At 52.1% G+C, this 20,132-nt stretch carries 14 protein-coding genes; 9 read left to right on the top strand and 5 right to left on the bottom strand.

Going from position 1 to position 20,132, the window contains the following annotated elements; genetic code table 11:
* Positions 1-51: 51 nt before the first annotated feature.
* Positions 52-603 (top strand): 1,6-anhydro-N-acetylmuramyl-L-alanine amidase AmpD, encoded by a 552-nt coding sequence (ampD, locus tag A7Z06_RS04385; RefSeq protein ID WP_000923724.1) that lies wholly within the window; start codon positions 52-54, stop codon positions 601-603.
* Entirely contained in the window at positions 600-1,454 is an 855-nt protein-coding gene (ampE, locus tag A7Z06_RS04380) for a beta-lactamase regulator AmpE (protein WP_000171991.1), read from the top strand. Before ampD ends, ampE begins: the two co-directional genes overlap by 4 nt.
* 43 nt (positions 1,455-1,497) lie before the next feature.
* Here the strand turns inward: ampE and aroP are convergent, their stop codons facing one another.
* Entirely contained in the window at positions 1,498-2,871 is a 1,374-nt protein-coding gene (gene aroP / locus A7Z06_RS04375) for an aromatic amino acid transporter AroP (protein WP_000969909.1), read from the bottom strand.
* Between the two features lie 541 nt (positions 2,872-3,412).
* On the opposite strand from aroP, the gene pdhR reads away from it, so the two are divergent.
* The 4 genes from pdhR to lpdA all read left to right on the top strand — a co-directional run bounded on the left by pdhR (position 3,413) and on the right by lpdA (position 10,663).
* Positions 3,413-4,177 (top strand): pyruvate dehydrogenase complex transcriptional repressor PdhR, encoded by a 765-nt coding sequence (gene pdhR, locus A7Z06_RS04370; protein WP_000331776.1) that lies wholly within the window; start codon positions 3,413-3,415, stop codon positions 4,175-4,177.
* Positions 4,178-4,337: 160 nt separating this feature from the next.
* Positions 4,338-7,001, top strand: coding sequence for a pyruvate dehydrogenase (acetyl-transferring), homodimeric type (aceE, locus tag A7Z06_RS04360; RefSeq protein ID WP_000003836.1), 2,664 nt, complete (start codon positions 4,338-4,340; stop codon positions 6,999-7,001).
* Positions 7,002-7,015: 14 nt separating this feature from the next.
* On the top strand, positions 7,016-8,914 hold the full coding sequence (gene aceF / locus A7Z06_RS04355) for a pyruvate dehydrogenase complex dihydrolipoyllysine-residue acetyltransferase (protein ID WP_016159377.1): 1,899 nt from the start codon (positions 7,016-7,018) through the stop codon (positions 8,912-8,914).
* A 324-nt stretch (positions 8,915-9,238) separates the two neighbouring features.
* Positions 9,239-10,663, top strand: a complete 1,425-nt coding sequence (lpdA, locus tag A7Z06_RS04350) for a dihydrolipoyl dehydrogenase (protein ID WP_000102484.1) — start codon at positions 9,239-9,241, stop codon at positions 10,661-10,663.
* 242 nt (positions 10,664-10,905) lie between these two features.
* On the opposite strand, the gene A7Z06_RS04340 is transcribed toward lpdA, so the two are convergent.
* On the bottom strand, positions 10,906-12,714 hold the full coding sequence (locus A7Z06_RS04340) for a DUF3300 domain-containing protein (RefSeq protein ID WP_000784452.1): 1,809 nt from the start codon (positions 12,712-12,714) through the stop codon (positions 10,906-10,908).
* Positions 12,715-13,068: 354 nt separating this feature from the next.
* On the opposite strand from A7Z06_RS04340, the gene acnB reads away from it, so the two are divergent.
* Positions 13,069-15,666 (top strand): bifunctional aconitate hydratase 2/2-methylisocitrate dehydratase, encoded by a 2,598-nt coding sequence (acnB, locus tag A7Z06_RS04330; protein WP_010345366.1) that lies wholly within the window; start codon positions 13,069-13,071, stop codon positions 15,664-15,666.
* A 174-nt stretch (positions 15,667-15,840) separates the two neighbouring features.
* Positions 15,841-16,203 (top strand): protein YacL, encoded by a 363-nt coding sequence (gene yacL, locus A7Z06_RS04325; protein ID WP_010345363.1) that lies wholly within the window; start codon positions 15,841-15,843, stop codon positions 16,201-16,203.
* A 37-nt stretch (positions 16,204-16,240) separates the two neighbouring features.
* On the opposite strand, the gene speD is transcribed toward yacL, so the two are convergent.
* The 3 genes from speD to A7Z06_RS04310 all read right to left on the bottom strand — a co-directional run bounded on the left by speD (position 16,241) and on the right by A7Z06_RS04310 (position 18,370).
* Positions 16,241-17,035 carry an adenosylmethionine decarboxylase gene (speD, locus tag A7Z06_RS04320; RefSeq protein WP_000734284.1) on the bottom strand — a complete coding sequence of 265 codons (795 nt, stop codon included), beginning with the start codon at positions 17,033-17,035 and terminating at the stop codon, positions 16,241-16,243.
* A gap of 15 nt (positions 17,036-17,050) precedes the next feature.
* The gene (gene speE, locus A7Z06_RS04315) at positions 17,051-17,917 is read right to left on the bottom strand and encodes a polyamine aminopropyltransferase (RefSeq protein WP_000818481.1); all 867 of its coding nucleotides are present in this window, start codon (positions 17,915-17,917) and stop codon (positions 17,051-17,053) included.
* Between the two features lie 105 nt (positions 17,918-18,022).
* Positions 18,023-18,370, bottom strand: a complete 348-nt coding sequence (locus A7Z06_RS04310) for a YacC family pilotin-like protein (protein ID WP_000846617.1) — start codon at positions 18,368-18,370, stop codon at positions 18,023-18,025.
* Between the two features lie 164 nt (positions 18,371-18,534).
* On the opposite strand from A7Z06_RS04310, the gene cueO reads away from it, so the two are divergent.
* Positions 18,535-20,085 carry a multicopper oxidase CueO gene (gene cueO / locus A7Z06_RS04305; protein WP_001189578.1) on the top strand — a complete coding sequence of 517 codons (1,551 nt, stop codon included), beginning with the start codon at positions 18,535-18,537 and terminating at the stop codon, positions 20,083-20,085.
* The last annotated feature ends 47 nt before the right edge of the window (positions 20,086-20,132 follow it).

Raw genomic sequence — 20,132 nt, 5'->3', positions numbered from 1 at the left:
AAACATGCTACTCTGAACCGGGTATTAGCACCACATATAAGGAGATCCTGCATGTTGTTAGAACAGGGGTGGCTGGTCGGCGCGCGCCGCGTTCCCTCACCACATTACGATTGTCGCCCGGATGACGAAACACCCACCCTGCTGGTGGTGCACAATATTAGCCTGCCGCCAGGCGAGTTTGGCGGTCCGTGGATCGACGCATTATTCACCGGAACTATTGATCCGCAGGCACATCCTTTCTTTGCTGAGATCGCCCATTTGCGCGTTTCCGCTCATTGTTTGATTCGCCGTGATGGTGAAATTGTCCAGTATGTTCCTTTCGATAAACGCGCCTGGCACGCGGGAGTCTCTCAGTATCAAGGTCGCGAACGCTGTAATGATTTTTCTATTGGGATTGAGCTGGAAGGTACTGACACGCTGGCGTACACCGATGCGCAGTATCAACAGCTTGCGGCGGTTACGCGGGCGCTGATTGATCGCTATCCAGATATCGCTAAAAACATGACGGGGCATTGCGATATTGCGCCGGAGCGGAAAACCGATCCCGGTCCTGCATTTGATTGGGCACGGTTTCGTGCGCTGGTTAGCAAGGAGACAACATGACGCTATTTACAACCTTACTGGTGCTAATTTTTGAGCGCCTGTTTAAGTTGGGCGAGCACTGGCAGCTTGATCACCGTCTTGAAGCGTTCTTTCGGCGGGTGAAACATTTTTCGCTGGGGCGCACGTTAGGTATGACCATTATTGCGATGGGAGTGACTTTTTTGCTGTTGCGCGCGTTGCATGGGTTATTGTTCAACGTCCCTACGCTGCTGGTATGGCTGTTGCTTGGTTTACTGTGTATTGGCGCGGGTAAAGTGCGTCTCCATTATCATGCATATCTGACAGCCGCTTCACGTAACGATAACCATGCCCGTTCCACGATGGCTGGCGAATTAACCATGATTCACGGTGTTCCTGCAGGTTGTGATGAACGTGAGTTCTTGCGTGAGCTGCAAAATGCACTGCTGTGGATCAATTTCCGTTTTTACCTGGCGCCGCTGTTCTGGTTGATTGTAGGGGGAACCTGGGGGCCAGTTACGCTGATGGGGTATGCGTTTTTGCGTGCATGGCAATACTGGCTGGCGCGTTACCAGACGCCGCATCATCGTTTACAGTCCGGCATTGATGCCGTGCTTCATGTGCTGGATTGGGTGCCGGTTCGTCTTGCGGGTGTGGTATATGCCTTGATCGGTCACGGTGAGAAAGCATTACCTGCCTGGTTTGCTTCGCTGGGTGATTTCCATACTTCGCAATATCAGGTGTTAACGCGTCTGGCGCAGTTCTCTCTGGCGCGTGAACCGCATGTTGATAAGGTGGAGACGCCGAAAGCAGCGGTTTCAATGGCGAAGAAAACTTCGTTCGTGGTTGTGGTGGTGATTGCGCTACTGACGATTTACGGAGCGTTGGTGTAAAAGATTGTGGCCCTCACCCAGCGCGGGTGAGGGCGTAGAGAAATTAATGCGCTTTTACGGCTTTTGCGGTTTTCTCTTTAAACAGATAGCCGATGCCTAACACGAGCAGCCATACCGGGATCAGGTAAACCGAAATCGCCATTCCCGGCGTCATCAGCATAATCACCAGTACCGCCGCCATAAATAGCAGGCAGATCCAGTTACCCAGTGGATAGAGCAGGGCAGGGAAACGAGTTATCACACCTTGTTCTTGCTTAGCGCGGCGGAACTTCATATGTGCCAGGCTAATCATCGCCCAGTTGATCACCAGAGCGGAAACCACCAGCGCCATTAACAGTCCGAATGCGGACTCTGGGGCAAGGTAGTTAATCAGTACGCACAATGCCGTAACCAACGCAGAGACCAGAATGGTGTTTACCGGTACGCCGCGTTTATCGACGGAAGCGAGCATTTTCGGTGCGTTTCCTTGTTGTGCCAGACCGAAAAGCATACGGCTGTTGCAGTAGACGCAACTGTTGTAAACCGAAAGCGCCGCCGTCAACACCACGATATTCAGGGCGTTAGCTACAAAAGTATCGCCCAACTCGTGGAAGATAAGCACAAACGGACTGGTATCGGCGGTAACGCGTGTCCACGGCATCAGGGAGAGCAGAACGGCTAACGAACCAATATAGAAAATCAGGATGCGGTAGATAACCTGGTTAGTCGCTTTGGGAATACTTTGCTCCGGGTTATCTGCTTCTGCTGCGGTGATGCCCACCAGTTCCAGACCGCCGAACGAGAACATGATAATCGCCATCATCATCACCAGCCCGGTGAAGCCGTGCGGCAGGAAGCCACCTTGATCCCACAGGTTGCTAACGCTCGCCTGCGGGCCGCCGTTGCCGCTAAACAGCAGCCAGCCACCGAAGATGATCATCGCCACCACCGCGATAACTTTGATAATGGCAAACCAGAACTCCATCTCGCCAAACACTTTAACGTTGGTCAGGTTGATGGCGTTGATCACCACAAAGAATACGGCGGCCGAAGCCCAGGTGGGGATTTCCGGATACCAGAACTGAATATATTTACCCACGGCAGTAAGCTCTGCCATGGCAACTAAAACGTACAGTACCCAGTAGTTCCAGCCAGAGGCGAAACCGGCAAAGCTGCCCCAGTATTTATAAGCAAAGTGGCTGAAGGAGCCAGCGACCGGTTCTTCGACCACCATTTCACCTAACTGACGCATGATCAGAAAGGCGATAAAACCGGCAATAGCGTAACCCAGGATAATCCCTGGCCCTGCGGACTGTATTACGGAGGCGCTTCCCAGGAATAGCCCGGTTCCTATCGCGCCACCCAGCGCGATAAGCTGGATATGGCGGTTTTTAAGGCCGCGCTTTAGCTGCTCGCCGTGCTGTTGACCTTCCATCATGAAACCTCGTGCGGTGATTGTTTTTTTGATCTACGCAGTAATGCGTGTGTAAGTTTGCAATTCCGTTTGTTGTATTAATTTGTTTACATCAAAGGCGTTTGAATTGTTACAAAGGGACTTCCGTCAGATCAAGAATAATGGTATGCGGCAGCGAATGCACTCGCTTTATGCCAGGTTGAAGATGAGTTGCCTAAAAAGAAATCGTTTGTAAAGGGAAGCCCCGAAACACCCCCACCGCAATAAATGAATATAAATTCATTTTAATGGCATTAAAAATCGAAAAATTGGTAAGTGAATCGGTTCAATTCGGATTTTTATAGTTTAATAAACGTTAAAAAAACCATTGCTCACGTAAAGTCTACATTTGTGCATAGTTACAACTTTGAAACGTCATATGTGTCAAGTTGTTAAAATGTGCACAGTTTCATGATTTCAATCAAAACCTGTATGGACATGAGGTGAATACTTTGTTACTTTAGCGTCACAGACATGAAATTGGTAAGACCAATTGACTTCGGCAAGTGGCTTAAGACAGGAACTCATGGCCTACAGCAAAATCCGCCAACCAAAACTCTCCGATGTGATTGAGCAGCAACTGGAGTTTTTGATCCTCGAAGGCACACTTCGTCCGGGCGAAAAACTCCCACCGGAACGCGAACTGGCGAAACAGTTCGACGTCTCCCGTCCCTCCTTGCGTGAGGCGATTCAACGTCTCGAAGCGAAGGGCTTGTTGCTTCGTCGCCAGGGTGGCGGCACTTTTGTCCAGAGCAGCCTCTGGCAAAGTTTCAGCGATCCGCTGGTGGAGCTGCTCTCCGACCATCCTGAATCACAGTATGACTTGCTCGAAACACGACACGCCCTGGAAGGTATCGCCGCTTATTACGCCGCGCTGCGTAGTACCGATGAAGACAAGGAACGCATCCGTGAACTCCATCACGCCATAGAGCTGGCGCAGCAGTCTGGCGATCTGGACGCGGAATCAAACGCCGTACTCCAGTATCAGATTGCCGTCACCGAAGCGGCCCACAATGTGGTTTTGCTTCATCTGCTAAGGTGTATGGAGCCGATGTTGGCTCAGAATGTCCGTCAGAACTTCGAATTGCTCTATTCGCGTCGCGAGATGCTGCCGCTGGTGAGTAGTCACCGCACCCGCATATTCGAAGCGATTATGGCCGGTAAGCCGGAAGAAGCGCGCGAAGCATCACATCGCCATCTGGCCTTTATCGAAGAAATTTTGCTCGACAGAAGCCGTGAAGAGAGTCGCCGTGAGCGTTCTCTGCGCCGTCTGGAGCAACGAAAGAATTAGTGATTTTTCTGGTGAAAATTAGCCAGAAGATGTTGTAAATCAAGCGCATATAAAAGCGCGGCAACTAAACGTAGAACCTGTCTTATTGAGCTTTCCGGCGAGAGTTCAATGGGACAGGTTCCAGAAAACTCAACGTTATTAGATAGATAAGGAATAACCCATGTCAGAACGTTTCCCAAATGACGTGGATCCGATCGAAACTCGCGACTGGCTCCAGGCGATCGAATCGGTCATCCGTGAAGAAGGTGTTGAGCGTGCTCAGTATCTGATCGACCAACTGCTTGCTGAAGCCCGCAAAGGCGGAGTCAACGTAGCCGCAGGCACCGGCGTCAGCAACTACATCAACACCATCCCCGTTGAAGAACAACCGGAGTATCCGGGTAATCTGGAACTGGAACGCCGTATTCGTTCAGCTATCCGCTGGAACGCCATCATGACGGTTCTGCGTGCATCCAAAAAAGATCTGGAACTGGGCGGCCACATGGCATCCTTCCAGTCTTCCGCAACCATTTATGATGTGTGCTTTAACCACTTCTTCCGTGCACGCAACGAGCAGGATGGCGGCGACCTGGTTTACTTCCAGGGTCACATCTCCCCGGGCGTTTACGCTCGTGCTTTCCTGGAAGGTCGTCTGACTCAGGAGCAGCTGGATAACTTCCGTCAGGAAGTTCACGGCAATGGCCTCTCTTCCTATCCGCACCCGAAATTGATGCCGGAATTCTGGCAGTTCCCGACCGTATCTATGGGTCTGGGTCCGATTGGTGCTATTTACCAGGCTAAATTCCTGAAATATCTGGAACACCGTGGCCTGAAAGATACCTCTAAACAGACCGTTTACGCGTTCCTCGGCGACGGTGAAATGGACGAACCGGAATCCAAAGGTGCGATCACCATCGCTACCCGTGAAAAACTGGATAACCTGGTCTTCGTTATCAACTGTAACCTGCAGCGTCTTGACGGCCCGGTAACTGGTAACGGCAAGATCATCAACGAACTGGAAGGCATCTTCGAAGGTGCTGGCTGGAACGTGATCAAAGTGATGTGGGGTAGCCGTTGGGATGAACTGCTGCGTAAAGATACCAGCGGTAAACTGATCCAGCTGATGAACGAAACCGTTGACGGCGACTACCAGACCTTCAAATCGAAAGATGGTGCGTATGTTCGTGAACATTTCTTCGGTAAATATCCGGAAACCGCAGCACTGGTTGCAGACTGGACTGACGAGCAGATCTGGGCACTGAACCGTGGCGGTCACGATCCGAAGAAAATCTACGCTGCATTCAAGAAAGCGCAGGAAACCAAAGGAAAAGCGACTGTAATCCTTGCTCATACCATTAAAGGTTACGGCATGGGCGACGCGGCTGAAGGCAAAAACATCGCGCACCAGGTTAAGAAAATGAACATGGACGGCGTGCGTCACATCCGCGACCGTTTCAATGTTCCGGTGTCTGATGCAGATATCGAAAAACTGCCGTACATCACCTTCCCGGAAGGTTCTGAAGAGCATACCTATCTGCACGCTCAGCGTCAGAAACTGCACGGTTATCTGCCAAGCCGCCAGCCGAACTTCACCGAGAAGCTGGAGCTGCCGAGCCTGCAAGACTTCGGCGCGCTGCTGGAAGAGCAGAGCAAAGAGATCTCTACCACTATCGCTTTCGTTCGTGCCCTGAACGTGATGCTGAAGAACAAGTCGATCAAAGATCGTCTGGTACCGATCATCGCCGACGAAGCGCGTACTTTCGGTATGGAAGGTCTGTTCCGTCAGATTGGTATTTACAGCCCGAACGGTCAGCAGTACACCCCGCAGGACCGCGAGCAGGTTGCTTACTATAAAGAAGACGAGAAAGGTCAGATTCTGCAGGAAGGGATCAACGAGCTGGGCGCAGGTTGTTCCTGGCTGGCAGCGGCGACCTCTTACAGCACCAACAATCTGCCGATGATTCCGTTCTACATCTATTACTCGATGTTCGGCTTCCAGCGTATCGGCGATCTGTGCTGGGCGGCTGGCGACCAGCAAGCGCGTGGCTTCCTGATCGGCGGTACTTCCGGTCGTACCACCCTGAACGGTGAAGGTCTGCAGCACGAAGATGGTCACAGCCATATTCAGTCGCTGACTATCCCGAACTGTATCTCATACGACCCGGCTTACGCTTACGAAGTTGCTGTCATCATGCATGACGGTCTGGAGCGTATGTACGGTGAAAAACAAGAGAACGTTTACTACTACATCACTACGCTGAACGAAAACTACCACATGCCGGCAATGCCGGAAGGTGCTGAGGAAGGTATCCGTAAAGGTATCTACAAACTCGAAACCATTGAAGGTAGCAAAGGTAAAGTTCAGCTGCTGGGCTCCGGTTCTATTCTGCGTCACGTCCGTGAAGCAGCACAGATCCTGGCGAAAGATTATGGCGTAGGTTCTGACGTCTATAGCGTGACCTCCTTCACCGAACTGGCGCGTGATGGTCAGGATTGTGAACGCTGGAACATGCTGCACCCGCTGGAAACTCCGCGCGTTCCGTACATTGCTCAGGTGATGAATGACGCTCCGGCAGTGGCATCTACCGACTATATGAAACTGTTCGCTGAGCAGGTCCGTACTTACGTACCGGCTGACGACTACCGCGTCCTGGGTACTGATGGCTTCGGTCGTTCCGACAGCCGTGAGAACCTGCGTCACCACTTCGAAGTTGATGCTTCCTACGTAGTGGTTGCGGCGCTGGGCGAACTGGCTAAACGTGGCGAAATCGATAAGAAAGTGGTTGCTGACGCAATCGCCAAATTCAACATCGATGCAGAAAAAGTTAACCCGCGTCTGGCGTAAGAGGTAAAAGAATAATGGCTATCGAAATCAAAGTACCGGACATCGGGGCTGATGAAGTTGAAATCACCGAGATCCTGGTCAAAGTGGGCGACAAAGTTGAAGCCGAACAGTCGCTGATCACCGTAGAAGGCGACAAAGCCTCTATGGAAGTACCGTCTCCGCAGGCGGGTATCGTTAAAGAGATCAAAGTCTCTGTTGGCGACAAAACCCAGACCGGCGCACTGATTATGATTTTCGATTCCGCCGACGGTGCAGCTGACGCTGCACCTGCTCAGGCAGAAGAGAAGAAAGAAGCCGCTCCGGCAGCAGCACCAGCGGCAGCGGCGGCAAAAGATGTTAACGTTCCGGATATCGGCAGCGACGAAGTCGAAGTGACCGAAATCCTGGTGAAAGTGGGCGATAAAGTTGAAGCTGAACAGTCGCTGATCACCGTTGAAGGCGACAAGGCTTCTATGGAAGTTCCGGCACCGTTTGCAGGCACCGTGAAAGAGATCAAAGTGAACGTTGGCGACAAAGTGTCTACCGGCTCGCTGATTATGATCTTCGAAGTTGCGGGTGAAGCAGGTGCGGCAGCTCCGGCTCCGGCGGCTAAACAGGAAGCAGCTCCGGCAGCAGCACCTGCGCCAGCGGCTGGCGTGAAAGAAGTTAACGTTCCGGATATCGGCGGTGACGAAGTTGAAGTGACCGAAGTGATGGTGAAAGTGGGCGACAAAGTTGCCGCTGAACAGTCACTGATCACCGTAGAAGGCGACAAAGCCTCTATGGAAGTTCCGGCTCCGTTCGCGGGCGTCGTGAAGGAACTGAAAGTCAACGTTGGCGATAAAGTGAAAACTGGCTCGCTGATTATGATCTTCGAAGTTGAAGGCGCAGCGCCTGCGGCGGCTCCGGCGAAACAGGAAGCGGCAGCGCCGGCTCCGGCAGCAAAAGCTGAAGCACCGGCAGCAGCACCGGCTGCGAAAGCGGAAGGTAAATCTGAATTTGCTGAAAACGACGCTTACGTTCACGCGACTCCGCTGATCCGCCGTCTGGCACGCGAGTTTGGCGTTAACCTGGCGAAAGTGAAGGGCACTGGCCGTAAAGGTCGTATCCTGCGCGAAGACGTTCAGGCTTACGTGAAAGAAGCTATCAAACGTGCAGAAGCAGCTCCGGCGGCGACTGGCGGTGGTATCCCTGGCATGTTGCCGTGGCCGAAGGTGGACTTCAGCAAGTTTGGTGAAATCGAAGAAGTGGAACTGGGCCGTATCCAGAAAATCTCTGGTGCTAACCTGAGCCGTAACTGGGTGATGATCCCGCATGTTACCCACTTCGACAAAACCGATATCACCGAGCTGGAAGCGTTCCGTAAACAGCAGAACGAAGAAGCAGCGAAACGTAAGCTGGATGTGAAGATAACCCCAGTTGTCTTCATCATGAAAGCCGTTGCTGCGGCACTTGAGCAGATGCCTCGCTTCAACAGTTCGCTGTCGGAGGACGGTCAGCGTCTGACCCTGAAGAAATACATCAACATCGGTGTGGCGGTGGATACCCCGAACGGTCTGGTTGTTCCGGTATTCAAAGACGTCAACAAGAAAGGCATCATCGAGCTGTCTCGCGAGCTGATGACTATTTCTAAGAAAGCGCGTGACGGTAAGCTGACTGCGGGCGAAATGCAGGGCGGTTGCTTTACCATCTCCAGCATCGGCGGCCTGGGTACTACCCACTTCGCGCCGATTGTGAACGCGCCGGAAGTGGCTATCCTCGGCGTTTCCAAGTCCGCGATGGAGCCGGTGTGGAATGGTAAAGAGTTCGTGCCGCGTCTGATGCTGCCGATCTCTCTCTCCTTCGACCACCGCGTGATCGACGGTGCTGATGGTGCCCGTTTCATTACCATCATTAACAACACGCTGTCTGACATTCGCCGTCTGGTGATGTAAATAAAAGAGCCGGCCCATCGGCCGGCTTTTTTCTGGTAATCTCATGAATATATTGAGATTATTAGCGAATAGACAAATCGGTTGCCGTTTGTTGTTTAAAAATTGTTAACAATTTTGTAAAATACCGACGGATAGAACGACCCGGTGGTGGTTAGGGTATTACTTCACATACCCTATGGATTTCTGGGTGCAGCAAGGTAGCAAGCGCCAGAATCCCCTGGAGCTTACATAAGTAAGTGACTGGGGTGAGGGCGTGAAGCTAACGCCGCTGCGGCCTGAAAGACGACGGGTATGACCGCCGGAGATAAATAAATAGAGGTCATGATGAGTACTGAAATCAAAACTCAGGTCGTGGTACTTGGGGCAGGCCCCGCAGGTTATTCTGCTGCCTTCCGTTGCGCTGATTTAGGTCTGGAAACTGTAATCGTAGAACGCTACAACACCCTCGGCGGTGTTTGCCTGAACGTCGGCTGTATCCCTTCTAAAGCACTGCTGCACGTAGCGAAAGTTATCGAAGAAGCCAAAGCGCTGGCTGAACACGGTATCGTCTTCGGTGAACCGAAAACCGATATCGACAAGATTCGTACCTGGAAAGAGAAAGTGATCAATCAGCTGACCGGTGGTCTGGCTGGTATGGCGAAAGGCCGCAAAGTCAAAGTGGTCAACGGTCTGGGTAAATTCACCGGGGCGAACACCCTGGAAGTTGAAGGTGAGAACGGTAAAACCGTGATCAACTTCGATAACGCGATCATCGCAGCGGGTTCTCGCCCGATCCAACTGCCGTTTATTCCGCATGAAGATCCGCGTATCTGGGACTCCACTGACGCGCTGGAACTGAAAGAAGTACCAGAACGCCTGCTGGTTATGGGTGGTGGTATCATCGGTCTGGAAATGGGAACCGTATACCACGCGCTGGGTTCACAGATTGACGTGGTTGAAATGTTCGACCAGGTTATCCCTGCGGCTGACAAAGACATCGTTAAAGTCTTCACCAAGCGTATCAGCAAGAAATTTAACCTGATGCTGGAAACCAAAGTTACTGCCGTTGAAGCGAAAGAAGACGGTATTTATGTGACGATGGAAGGCAAAAAAGCACCGGCTGAACCGCAGCGTTACGATGCCGTGCTGGTAGCGATTGGTCGTGTGCCGAACGGTAAAAACCTCGACGCAGGTAAAGCAGGCGTGGAAGTGGACGACCGTGGCTTCATCCGCGTTGATAAACAACTGCGTACCAACGTACCGCACATCTTTGCTATCGGCGATATCGTCGGTCAGCCGATGCTGGCACACAAAGGTGTTCACGAAGGTCACGTTGCTGCTGAAGTTATCGCAGGTAAGAAACACTACTTCGATCCGAAAGTTATCCCGTCCATCGCTTATACCGAACCAGAAGTTGCATGGGTAGGTCTGACTGAGAAAGAAGCGAAAGAGAAAGGCATCAGCTACGAAACCGCCACCTTCCCGTGGGCTGCTTCTGGTCGTGCTATCGCTTCCGACTGCGCAGACGGTATGACCAAACTGATTTTCGACAAAGAATCTCACCGTGTGATCGGTGGTGCAATTGTCGGTACTAACGGCGGTGAGCTGCTGGGTGAAATCGGTCTGGCAATCGAAATGGGTTGTGACGCGGAAGACATCGCGCTGACCATCCACGCGCACCCGACTCTGCATGAGTCTGTGGGTCTGGCGGCAGAAATATTCGAAGGTAGCATCACTGACCTGCCGAACCCGAAAGCGAAGAAGAAGTAATTCTTCGTGTGCCGGAACATCCGGCAAATTAAGAAGCGGCTATTCTGGCCGCTTCAGATTGTTGACAAAGTGCTCGTTGTTGATGCCGGATGCGGCGTAAACGCCTTATCCGGCCTACAAAATCATGCAAATTCAATACATTGCAGGTGCCGTGTAGGCCCGATAAGCTTGCGCATCGGGCGATTCGATGTTTGTCATCAGTCTTAAGCGGCTAACAACGCCGCTTTTTTTACGCCTGCAATTTATCTTTCCAGTCTTCTTGCTCCACGCTCAGACAACCGTTCACGTACCGCAGACCGTTGCTCGTTATTCAGCCTGGCAGTACGGTTACTGTCGTTTAGACGTTGCGGGCGGTTCTCCTGAACTTTCTCCCGAAAAACCTGACGTTGTTCAGGAGATGCCGATTGAATACGCTGGCGGGCGTTATCACGTTGCTGTTGGTTGAGTGGGTGCTGCTCTGGTGATGCGGACTGAATACGCTCACGCGCTGCATCTCTTCGCTGCTGGTTCTGCGGGTTAGTCTGCATTTTCTCGCGGACTGCCTGGCGCTGCTCAGGTGAAGCGGACTGAATACGCTGACGCGCCGCCTCTCTTCGCTGCTGGTTCTGCGGGTTAGTTTGCATTCTCTCACGGAACGCCTGGCGCTGTTCAGGTGAGGCCGACTGATAACGCTGACGAGCGGCATCCTTTTGCTGCTGGGTCAGTGGTTGGCGACGGCTGAACTCGCGAAAATCTTCATAATTGCCATCGTGTTCCGCTTCATTAAACCGTTGTGCCGCAGCCTGACGTTGCGTATCTCGCGTAATGGCTGGTGCGGCGTGTGTTCGTTGCTGAAACTGACTTGCCGCTGCCTGACGCTGACTGTCGCGCGACGGTGCAGGAAGCGGCGTGGCGCTCATGCCGCCGTTGACATCGGTTTGATGAAACCGCTTTGCCATATCCTGATCATGATAGGGCACACCATTACGGTAGTTTGGATTGTGCCGCCATGCCATATTCTTATCAGTAAGATGCTCACCGGTGATACGGTTGAAATTGTTGACGTCAATATTGATGTTGTCACCGTTGTGTTGCCAGCCGTTGCCGTCACGATGACCGCCATCGTGGTGATGATAATCATCATCGTCATGATGATGGTCATGATCGTCGTCATCCCAGTCGATGCTGCTGAATAACGCGTATGTAGTGGCGACGCCCATGCTGTAGCCGAAACCGCGCACAAAGCTGTCAACAAACGGTTCTCCGGCTGGCGGCGGCAGGTAAACCGGCGGATACGCGGAATTGGCCCAGTTCCCGTAAACCACGGTCGGGTTATAGTTGGGAATATAAACCACATCCGGATTGGTTGGCTCAATGGTTATTACGGTCGGTGCAGGTTCTGTAATGACGGGGCTGGCTGTTGAAACGGTATTGGATTGTATGGCGGAAGGCGCGACAGCCGGTTTTACCGGTACAGCTTTCTTCGTTGTCGTAATGACTTTCTGTTCGGTTGATGACTTCAGCGACCCGGTTTGTTGCGCCAGTTGACGCAAACGCTGTACCGAGTCCATCACGTCCTGCGGCTGTGCCAGAAACGCATCGCCCAGGTTTTGCACCCACTGCGGGTTTTCGCCCATCAATGCCATCAACTGTGGAAACGCCACCAGTGATTTGACGCTGGCATCCCACGGCTGGTCAGATACCGCCTGAATAGCAGCATCGCCTTGTTTAAGTGGATTATCGTGCGACCATTGCACTGCTTGCGCAACGTTTGTCGGATAGGTTGATGCCATTAACACTTGTGAAAGCAGAGAGTCGGGGTATAGCGCGACAGGTGCAACCCATTGATCTATTTGCGCAGTGCTGAATGTAGATTTAACGACGGCGGGTACTACTGGCGGCGCGGAAACCGTTGCTGGAAGCGTAGCTGTAGTGACAACAGGCACAGTTTGCGCTTCTACAGGCGTTTCCACAGTGCGGCTTTTTACATACAAAGCACCGGAAGCGGCACAAAGCCCGGCACTGCAAATTAGTGCCAGCACATGGGGTTTAAACGGCAAAGTCATTTTCATAATTCGGATCTCAAAGAAATCGCAATGGTCGGCGAACTGCCACCCGCAGGTGCTGTGAATCCGAGTATAAAGAGGCGGTAGTTTAAATTTTGACTAATCTTGGGATTCGTTGAGAAAGGTGATTATCACCATGCGAATTAACGAAATTTTTACGGAGGGAAACAATCTCTAGACCATCCTTAACGATTCAGCCACTTTTTTATGTTGCTTTTTTGTAAACGGATTAACACATCGTCAAAATCCTGCTATTCTGCCCGTTGCGGTACTGGGCATTTACCCTACAAACTGCTGTCTCACAGGAGCGTGAAGAGAATCGCCTGCCGCACTATGACAATGAGAGCGAGGAGAACCGTCGTGCTAGAAGAATACCGTAAGCACGTAGCTGAGCGTGCCGCTGAGGGGATTGCGCCCAAACCCCTGGATGCAAACCAAATGGCCGCGCTTGTAGAGCTGCTGAAAAACCCGCCTGCGGGCGAAGAAGAATTCCTGTTAGATCTGTTAACCAACCGTGTTCCCCCTGGCGTCGATGAAGCCGCCTATGTAAAAGCTGGTTTCCTTGCTGCTGTCGCGAAAGGCGAAGCCAAATCCCCACTGTTGACTCCAGAAAAAGCCATTGAACTGCTGGGCACCATGCAGGGTGGTTACAACATTCATCCGCTGATCGATGCGCTGGATGATGCCAAACTGGCGCCAATTGCCGCCAAAGCACTGTCTCATACGCTGCTGATGTTCGATAACTTCTATGATGTAGAAGAAAAAGCCAAAGCAGGCAACAAATACGCGAAGCAGGTTATGCAGTCCTGGGCAGATGCCGAATGGTTCCTGAATCGCCCGGCGCTGGCTGAAAAACTGACCGTTACCGTCTTCAAAGTGACCGGTGAAACCAACACCGATGACCTCTCTCCGGCACCGGATGCATGGTCGCGTCCGGATATCCCACTGCACGCCCTGGCGATGTTGAAAAACGCCCGTGAAGGCATCGAGCCAGACCAGCCAGGCGTTGTTGGCCCGATCAAGCAAATCGAAGCTCTGCAACAAAAAGGTTTCCCGCTGGCTTACGTCGGTGACGTTGTGGGGACTGGTTCTTCGCGTAAATCTGCCACTAACTCCGTTCTGTGGTTTATGGGCGATGATATTCCACATGTGCCGAACAAACGCGGTGGCGGTTTGTGCCTCGGCGGTAAAATTGCACCAATCTTCTTTAACACGATGGAAGATGCCGGTGCGTTGCCAATTGAAGTGGACGTTTCCAGCCTGAACATGGGCGACGTGATTGACGTTTATCCGTACAAAGGTGAAGTGCGTAACCACGAAACCAACGAACTGCTGGCGACCTTCGAACTGAAAACCGACGTGCTGATTGATGAAGTGCGTGCTGGCGGCCGTATTCCGCTGATTATCGGTCGTGGCCTGACCACCAAAGCGCGTGAGGCACTTGGTCTGCCGCAGAGCGATGTTTTCCGTCAGGCGAAAGATGTGGCGGAAAGTGACCGTGGCTTCTCGCTGGCGCAGAAAATGGTGGGTCGTGCCTGTGGCGTGAAAGGCATTCGTCCGGGCGCTTATTGCGAACCGAAAATGACTTCTGTCGGTTCGCAGGACACCACCGGTCCAATGACCCGTGATGAACTGAAAGACCTGGCATGCCTGGGCTTCTCGGCTGATCTGGTGATGCAGTCTTTCTGTCACACTGCGGCTTATCCGAAGCCGGTTGACGTTAACACTCACCACACGCTGCCGGACTTCATTATGAACCGTGGCGGTGTGTCTTTGCGTCCGGGTGATGGCGTAATCCACTCCTGGCTGAACCGTATGCTGCTGCCGGATACCGTCGGTACTGGCGGTGACTCCCATACTCGTTTCCCGATTGGTATCTCCTTCCCGGCGGGTTCTGGTCTGGTGGCATTTGCTGCCGCGACTGGCGTTATGCCGCTGGATATGCCGGAATCCGTTCTGGTGCGCTTCAAAGGCAAAATGCAGCCGGGCATCACCCTGCGCGATCTGGTACACGCCATTCCGCTGTATGCGATCAAACAAGGTCTGCTGACCGTTGAGAAGAAAGGCAAGAAAAACATCTTCTCTGGTCGCATCCTGGAAATTGAAGGTCTGCCGGATCTGAAAGTTGAGCAGGCATTTGAACTGACCGATGCGTCTGCCGAGCGTTCTGCTGCCGGTTGTACCATCAAGCTGAACAAAGAACCGATCATCGAATACCTGAACTCCAACATCGTCCTGCTGAAGTGGATGATCGCGGAAGGTTACGGCGATCGTCGTACCCTGGAACGTCGTATTCAGGGCATGGAAAAATGGCTGGCGAATCCTGAGCTGCTGGAAGCCGATGCGGATGCGGAATATGCAGCGGTGATTGACATCGATCTGGCTGATATCAAAGAACCTATCCTCTGTGCACCGAACGACCCGGATGACGCACGTCCGCTGTCTGCGGTACAGGGCGAGAAGATCGACGAAGTGTTTATCGGTTCTTGCATGACTAACATCGGTCACTTCCGTGCCGCTGGTAAACTGCTGGATGCGCACAAAGGTCAGTTGCCGACCCGCCTGTGGGTGGCACCGCCAACCCGTATGGACGCCGCGCAGTTGACCGAAGAAGGCTACTACAGCGTCTTCGGTAAGAGCGGTGCGCGTATCGAGATACCTGGCTGTTCCCTGTGTATGGGTAACCAGGCGCGTGTGGCAGACGGTGCGACGGTGGTTTCCACCTCTACCCGTAACTTCCCGAACCGTCTGGGTACTGGCGCGAACGTCTTCCTGGCTTCTGCGGAACTGGCGGCTGTCGCGGCACTTCTTGGCAAACTGCCAACGCCGGAAGAGTACCAGACCTATGTTGCGCAGGTAGATAAAACTGCCGTTGATACTTACCGTTATCTGAACTTCAACCAGCTTTCTCAGTACACCGAAAAAGCGGACGGGGTGATTTTCCAGACTGCGGTTTAATAAGTAAGCGCACGCGCTGCGCATAAACAACACAATGCCCGGTGAATGAGATTCCCGGGCATTTTTTATTTCTAAACCATCGCCGTTCCGCTGTTTTTCTCCGGTAAGGCTGCGATAATTACATCAATGGCGCAATGCGATTTCGGCGCATTGCCGGGAGCAGAGGAACACACTATGGATTATGAATTTCTGCGCGATATTACCGGAGTGGTAAAGGTGCGTATGTCCATGGGGCATGAAGTGGTCGGGCACTGGTTTAATGAAGAGGTGAAAGAAAACCTGGCCTTGCTTGATGAAGTGGAAGACGCCGCGCGCACGCTCAAAGGTAGCGAACGTTCCTGGCAGCGGGCAGGGCATGAGTACACGCTATGGATGGACGGCGAAGAGGTGATGATTCGCGCCAATCAACTGGAATTTGCTGGCGATGAAATGGAAGAGGGGATGAACTACTACGACGAAGAAAGCCTGTCGCTGTGCGGCGTTGAGGATTTTCTTCAGGTGGTGGCGGCGTACCGTAAATTCGTACAGCAGAAGTAAATAAAGCAGGCGGAGCCTCTGTGCTCCGCCTGAGCCGTTAAACAGCTGGCATATTGCGCCCGTAATAAATCTCGCGCATCTCTTTCCACAGCGCAGCGGTAATTTCTTTGCGCTCGCTGTCGGTTAAATCTTCCGGTTTGGTGTGGAACATGTAGTGCTTAAGGTCGAACTCTTTAAGCAACATCTTGGTATGGAAGATATTTTCCTGATAGACGTTTACATCCACCATGTCATACAGCGCCTTCATATCCTCGGACATAAAGTTCTGAATCGAATTAATCTCATGGTCGATAAAGTGCTTCATACCGTTGATGTCACGCGTAAAGCCACGCACGCGATAATCAATGGTTACGATATCGGACTCAAGCTGGTGGATCAGGTAATTCAGCGCCTTCAGCGGGGAAATCACGCCGCAGGTGGAGACTTCTATGTCGGCGCGGAAGGTACATAAACCGCCTTCAGGATGGCTTTCCGGGTAGGTATGTACGCAAATATGACTTTTATCGAGATGGGCAACCACGGCTTCTGGCAGCGGGCCGGGGTGTTCTGTTTTGTCGATAAGTTTCGGATCAACCGGCTCTTCGCTCACCAGAATAGTGACGCTGGCACCCTGTGGTTCGTAATCCTGGCGGGCGATGTTAAGAATATTGGCTCCGATAATGGAACAGGTTTCTGACAGGATTTCGGTCAGACGATTGGCATTATAGAGTTCATCGATATAAGCAATATAACCGTCGCGCTCTTCGGCAGTTTTGGCGTAGCAGATATCGTAAATACAAAAACTCAGACTTTTGGTCAGATTATTAAAGCCATGCAGTTTCAGTTTTTTCAATTTCTTATCTTCTCCTTAGGACGTCTGTGAAGCCAGTGCGTCTTGCAGATACTGAGGTAAGGCAAAAGCTGCCGTATGGACTGCCGGGTTGTAATAACGGCATTTCAGGCCAGAGGCGAGAAAACGCGCCTGAATAATTTCGGTAGAGAGATGGCGTAAGGCGTCGTTATCTGTTGCCCATGCAAAGGTCATGATGCCGCCGTAATAGGTCGGGATCGCCGCCTGATAAAAGCCAACGTCGCTGAAGTAATGGCTGAGTTTGCGATGGCTGTCGATGGCCTCTTCCTGCTGTAAAAAGCAGACACCGTTCTGCGCGACGAAAATACCGCCAGGATTCAGGCAACGTTTGCAACCTTCATAAAATGCTGAGGTAAACAGGCTTTCGCCGGGACCGATAGGATCGGTGCAGTCGGAGATAATTACGTCGAAGGTCTGGCTGGTTTGATTAACGAAATTGACGCCATCGTCGATCACCAGTTTAAAGCGCGGATCGTCGTAGTTACCGGCGTTATGGTTGGGCAGATACTGACGGCAGAACGACACGACACCCGCATCGATTTCCACCATCGTGATTGACTCAACGTTTTTATGTCGGGTCACTTCACGCAGCATGGCACCGTCGCCGCCGCCGATGATCAGCACATGTTTCGCGTGACCGTGAGCCAGTAGAGGAACGTGGGTCATCATCTCATGATAGATAAACTCGTCGCGCTCGGTGGTTTGTACTACACCATCCAGCGCCATCACGCGACCAAATGCGGCGTTCTCAAAAATGATCAGATCCTGGTGATCGGTCTTTTCATGATACAGAACATTATCTACAGCAAAGTACTGCCCAAACTGGTCGTGTAGCGTTTCATGCCACCGTTTTTTTTCGGCCATGGGTTGATACCTCCTTTGTTAACACCCGTAAAAAAAGGGCGCAACATAATAGCTAACATTGACCGCAGATGCACGGTCAATATTTCTACAAAAAGGTATCAGGGATTATTTGACGTAGGCAAGCAGGCTTAAGGAATCGCGAGCCAGGGCTTTGCACTTTTTAGCGACGGGAATGCCAATACCGCTGAGATCGCGATAGCTATCTTCACCGAGAGATTTCATATCGAAGGTGTCGTAATTGCTGAGATCCCACTGGTTTTGCTGGGCGAAAAAGACCAGTGCGCGACGAATTTGCCCGTTAGGTAAGTTCTGGTAACCGCAATCGTTCTTCAGAAAAACAAACACTGCCGTTAAATCGGCCATATCTTCGGCTTCAGACTCGCTGAGCGCGTAACTGTTTGCGCATACAGCCATTAGGCTGCCGAATAATACTGTTCTGAAAAACGTCTTCATTGCTTCTACCAGGACTTAAAGATGATAAACGTTAGCACACTGCGAGCGAGGCGACGACCATTATTGTGGATTAAATTGTGTCTGTGGCTTGACCTTCCTGTAAGGGGAAGGACTATGCTCAACGTTTGATTTTGTTTCGCCTGCTTAAGAATAAGGAAATAACTATGCAACGTCGTGATTTCTTAAAATATTCCGTCGCGCTGGGCGTGGCTTCGGCTTTGCCACTGTGGAGCCGCGCAGTATTTGCGGCGGATCGTCCAACGTTACCGATCCCTGATTTGCTCACGACCGATGCCCGTAATCGTATTCAGTTAACTATTGGTGAAGGCCAGTCCAGCTTTGCCGGGAAAACGGCGACCACCTGGGGTTACAACGGCAATCTGCTGGGGCCGGCGGTGAAATTACAGCGCGGCAAAGCGGTAACGGTTGATATCTATAACCAACTGGCGGAAGAGACGACGTTGCACTGGCACGGGCTGGAAGTGCCGGGTGAAGTGGACGGCGGCCCGCAGGGGATTATTCCGCCTGGCGGTAAACGCACGGTGACGCTGAACGTTGATCAACCTGCCGCCACTTGCTGGTTCCATCCGCATCAACACGGCAAAACCGGGCGTCAGGTGGCGATGGGGCTGGCAGGACTGGTAGTGATTGAAGATGACGAGATCCTGAAATTAATGCTGCCGAAACAGTGGGGTATCGATGATGTCCCGGTGATCGTTCAGGATAAAAAATTTAACGCCGACGGGCAGATTGATTATCAACTGGATGTGATGACTGCCGCCGTGGGCTGGTTTGGCGATACGCTGCTGACCAACGGCGCTATTTACCCGCAACACGCTGCACCGCGTGGCTGGCTGCGCCTGCGTTTGCTTAATGGCTGTAATGCCCGCTCGCTCAATTTCGCCACCAGCGACAATCGCCCGCTGTATGTGATTGCCAGCGATGGTGGTCTGCTGCCTGAACCGGTGAAGGTGAGCGAACTGAAGGTGCTGATGGGCGAGCGTTTTGAAGTGCTGGTGGAGGTTAACGACAACAAACCGTTTGATCTGGTGACGCTACCGGTCAGCCAGATGGGAATGGCGATTGCGCCGTTTGATAAGCCGCATCCGGTAATGCGTATTCAGCCGATTGCCATTAGTGCTTCAGGTGCCTTACCTGACACATTAAGTAGCCTGCCTGCTTTACCTTCGCTGGACGGATTAACGGTACGCAATCTGCAACTCTCTATGGATCCGATGCTCGATATGATGGGGATGCAGATGCTGATGGAGAAATATGGCGATCAGGCGATGGCCGGGATGGATCACAGCCAGATGATGGGGCATATGGGGCACGGTAATATGGATCATATGAGCCACGGCGGGAAGTTCGATTTCCACCATGCCAATAAAATCAACGGTCAGGCGTTTGATATGAACAAGCCGATGTTTGCGGCGGCGAAAGGACAGTACGAACGTTGGGTTATTTCTGGCGTGGGTGACATGATGCTGCATCCGTTCCATATCCACGGTACGCAGTTCCGTATCTTGTCAGAAAATGGCAAACCGCCAGCGACGCATCGCGCAGGCTGGAAAGATACCGTTAAAGTAGAAGGCAATGTCAGTGAAGTGCTGGTGAAGTTTAATCACGACGCACCGAAAGAACATGCTTATATGGCGCACTGCCATCTGCTGGAGCATGAAGATACGGGGATGATGTTAGGGTTTACGGTGTAAAAATACGTATTCGGAAATATGCCCGGATCTCTCCGGGCTTTAAACTG

The organism is Escherichia sp. MOD1-EC6819, assembly GCF_002965765.1.
Taxonomy (GTDB): Bacteria; Pseudomonadota; Gammaproteobacteria; order Enterobacterales; family Enterobacteriaceae; genus Escherichia; species Escherichia ruysiae.
Note: the sequence above shows the minus strand (reverse complement) of the source record. Positions and strands in the feature narration are given on the sequence as shown.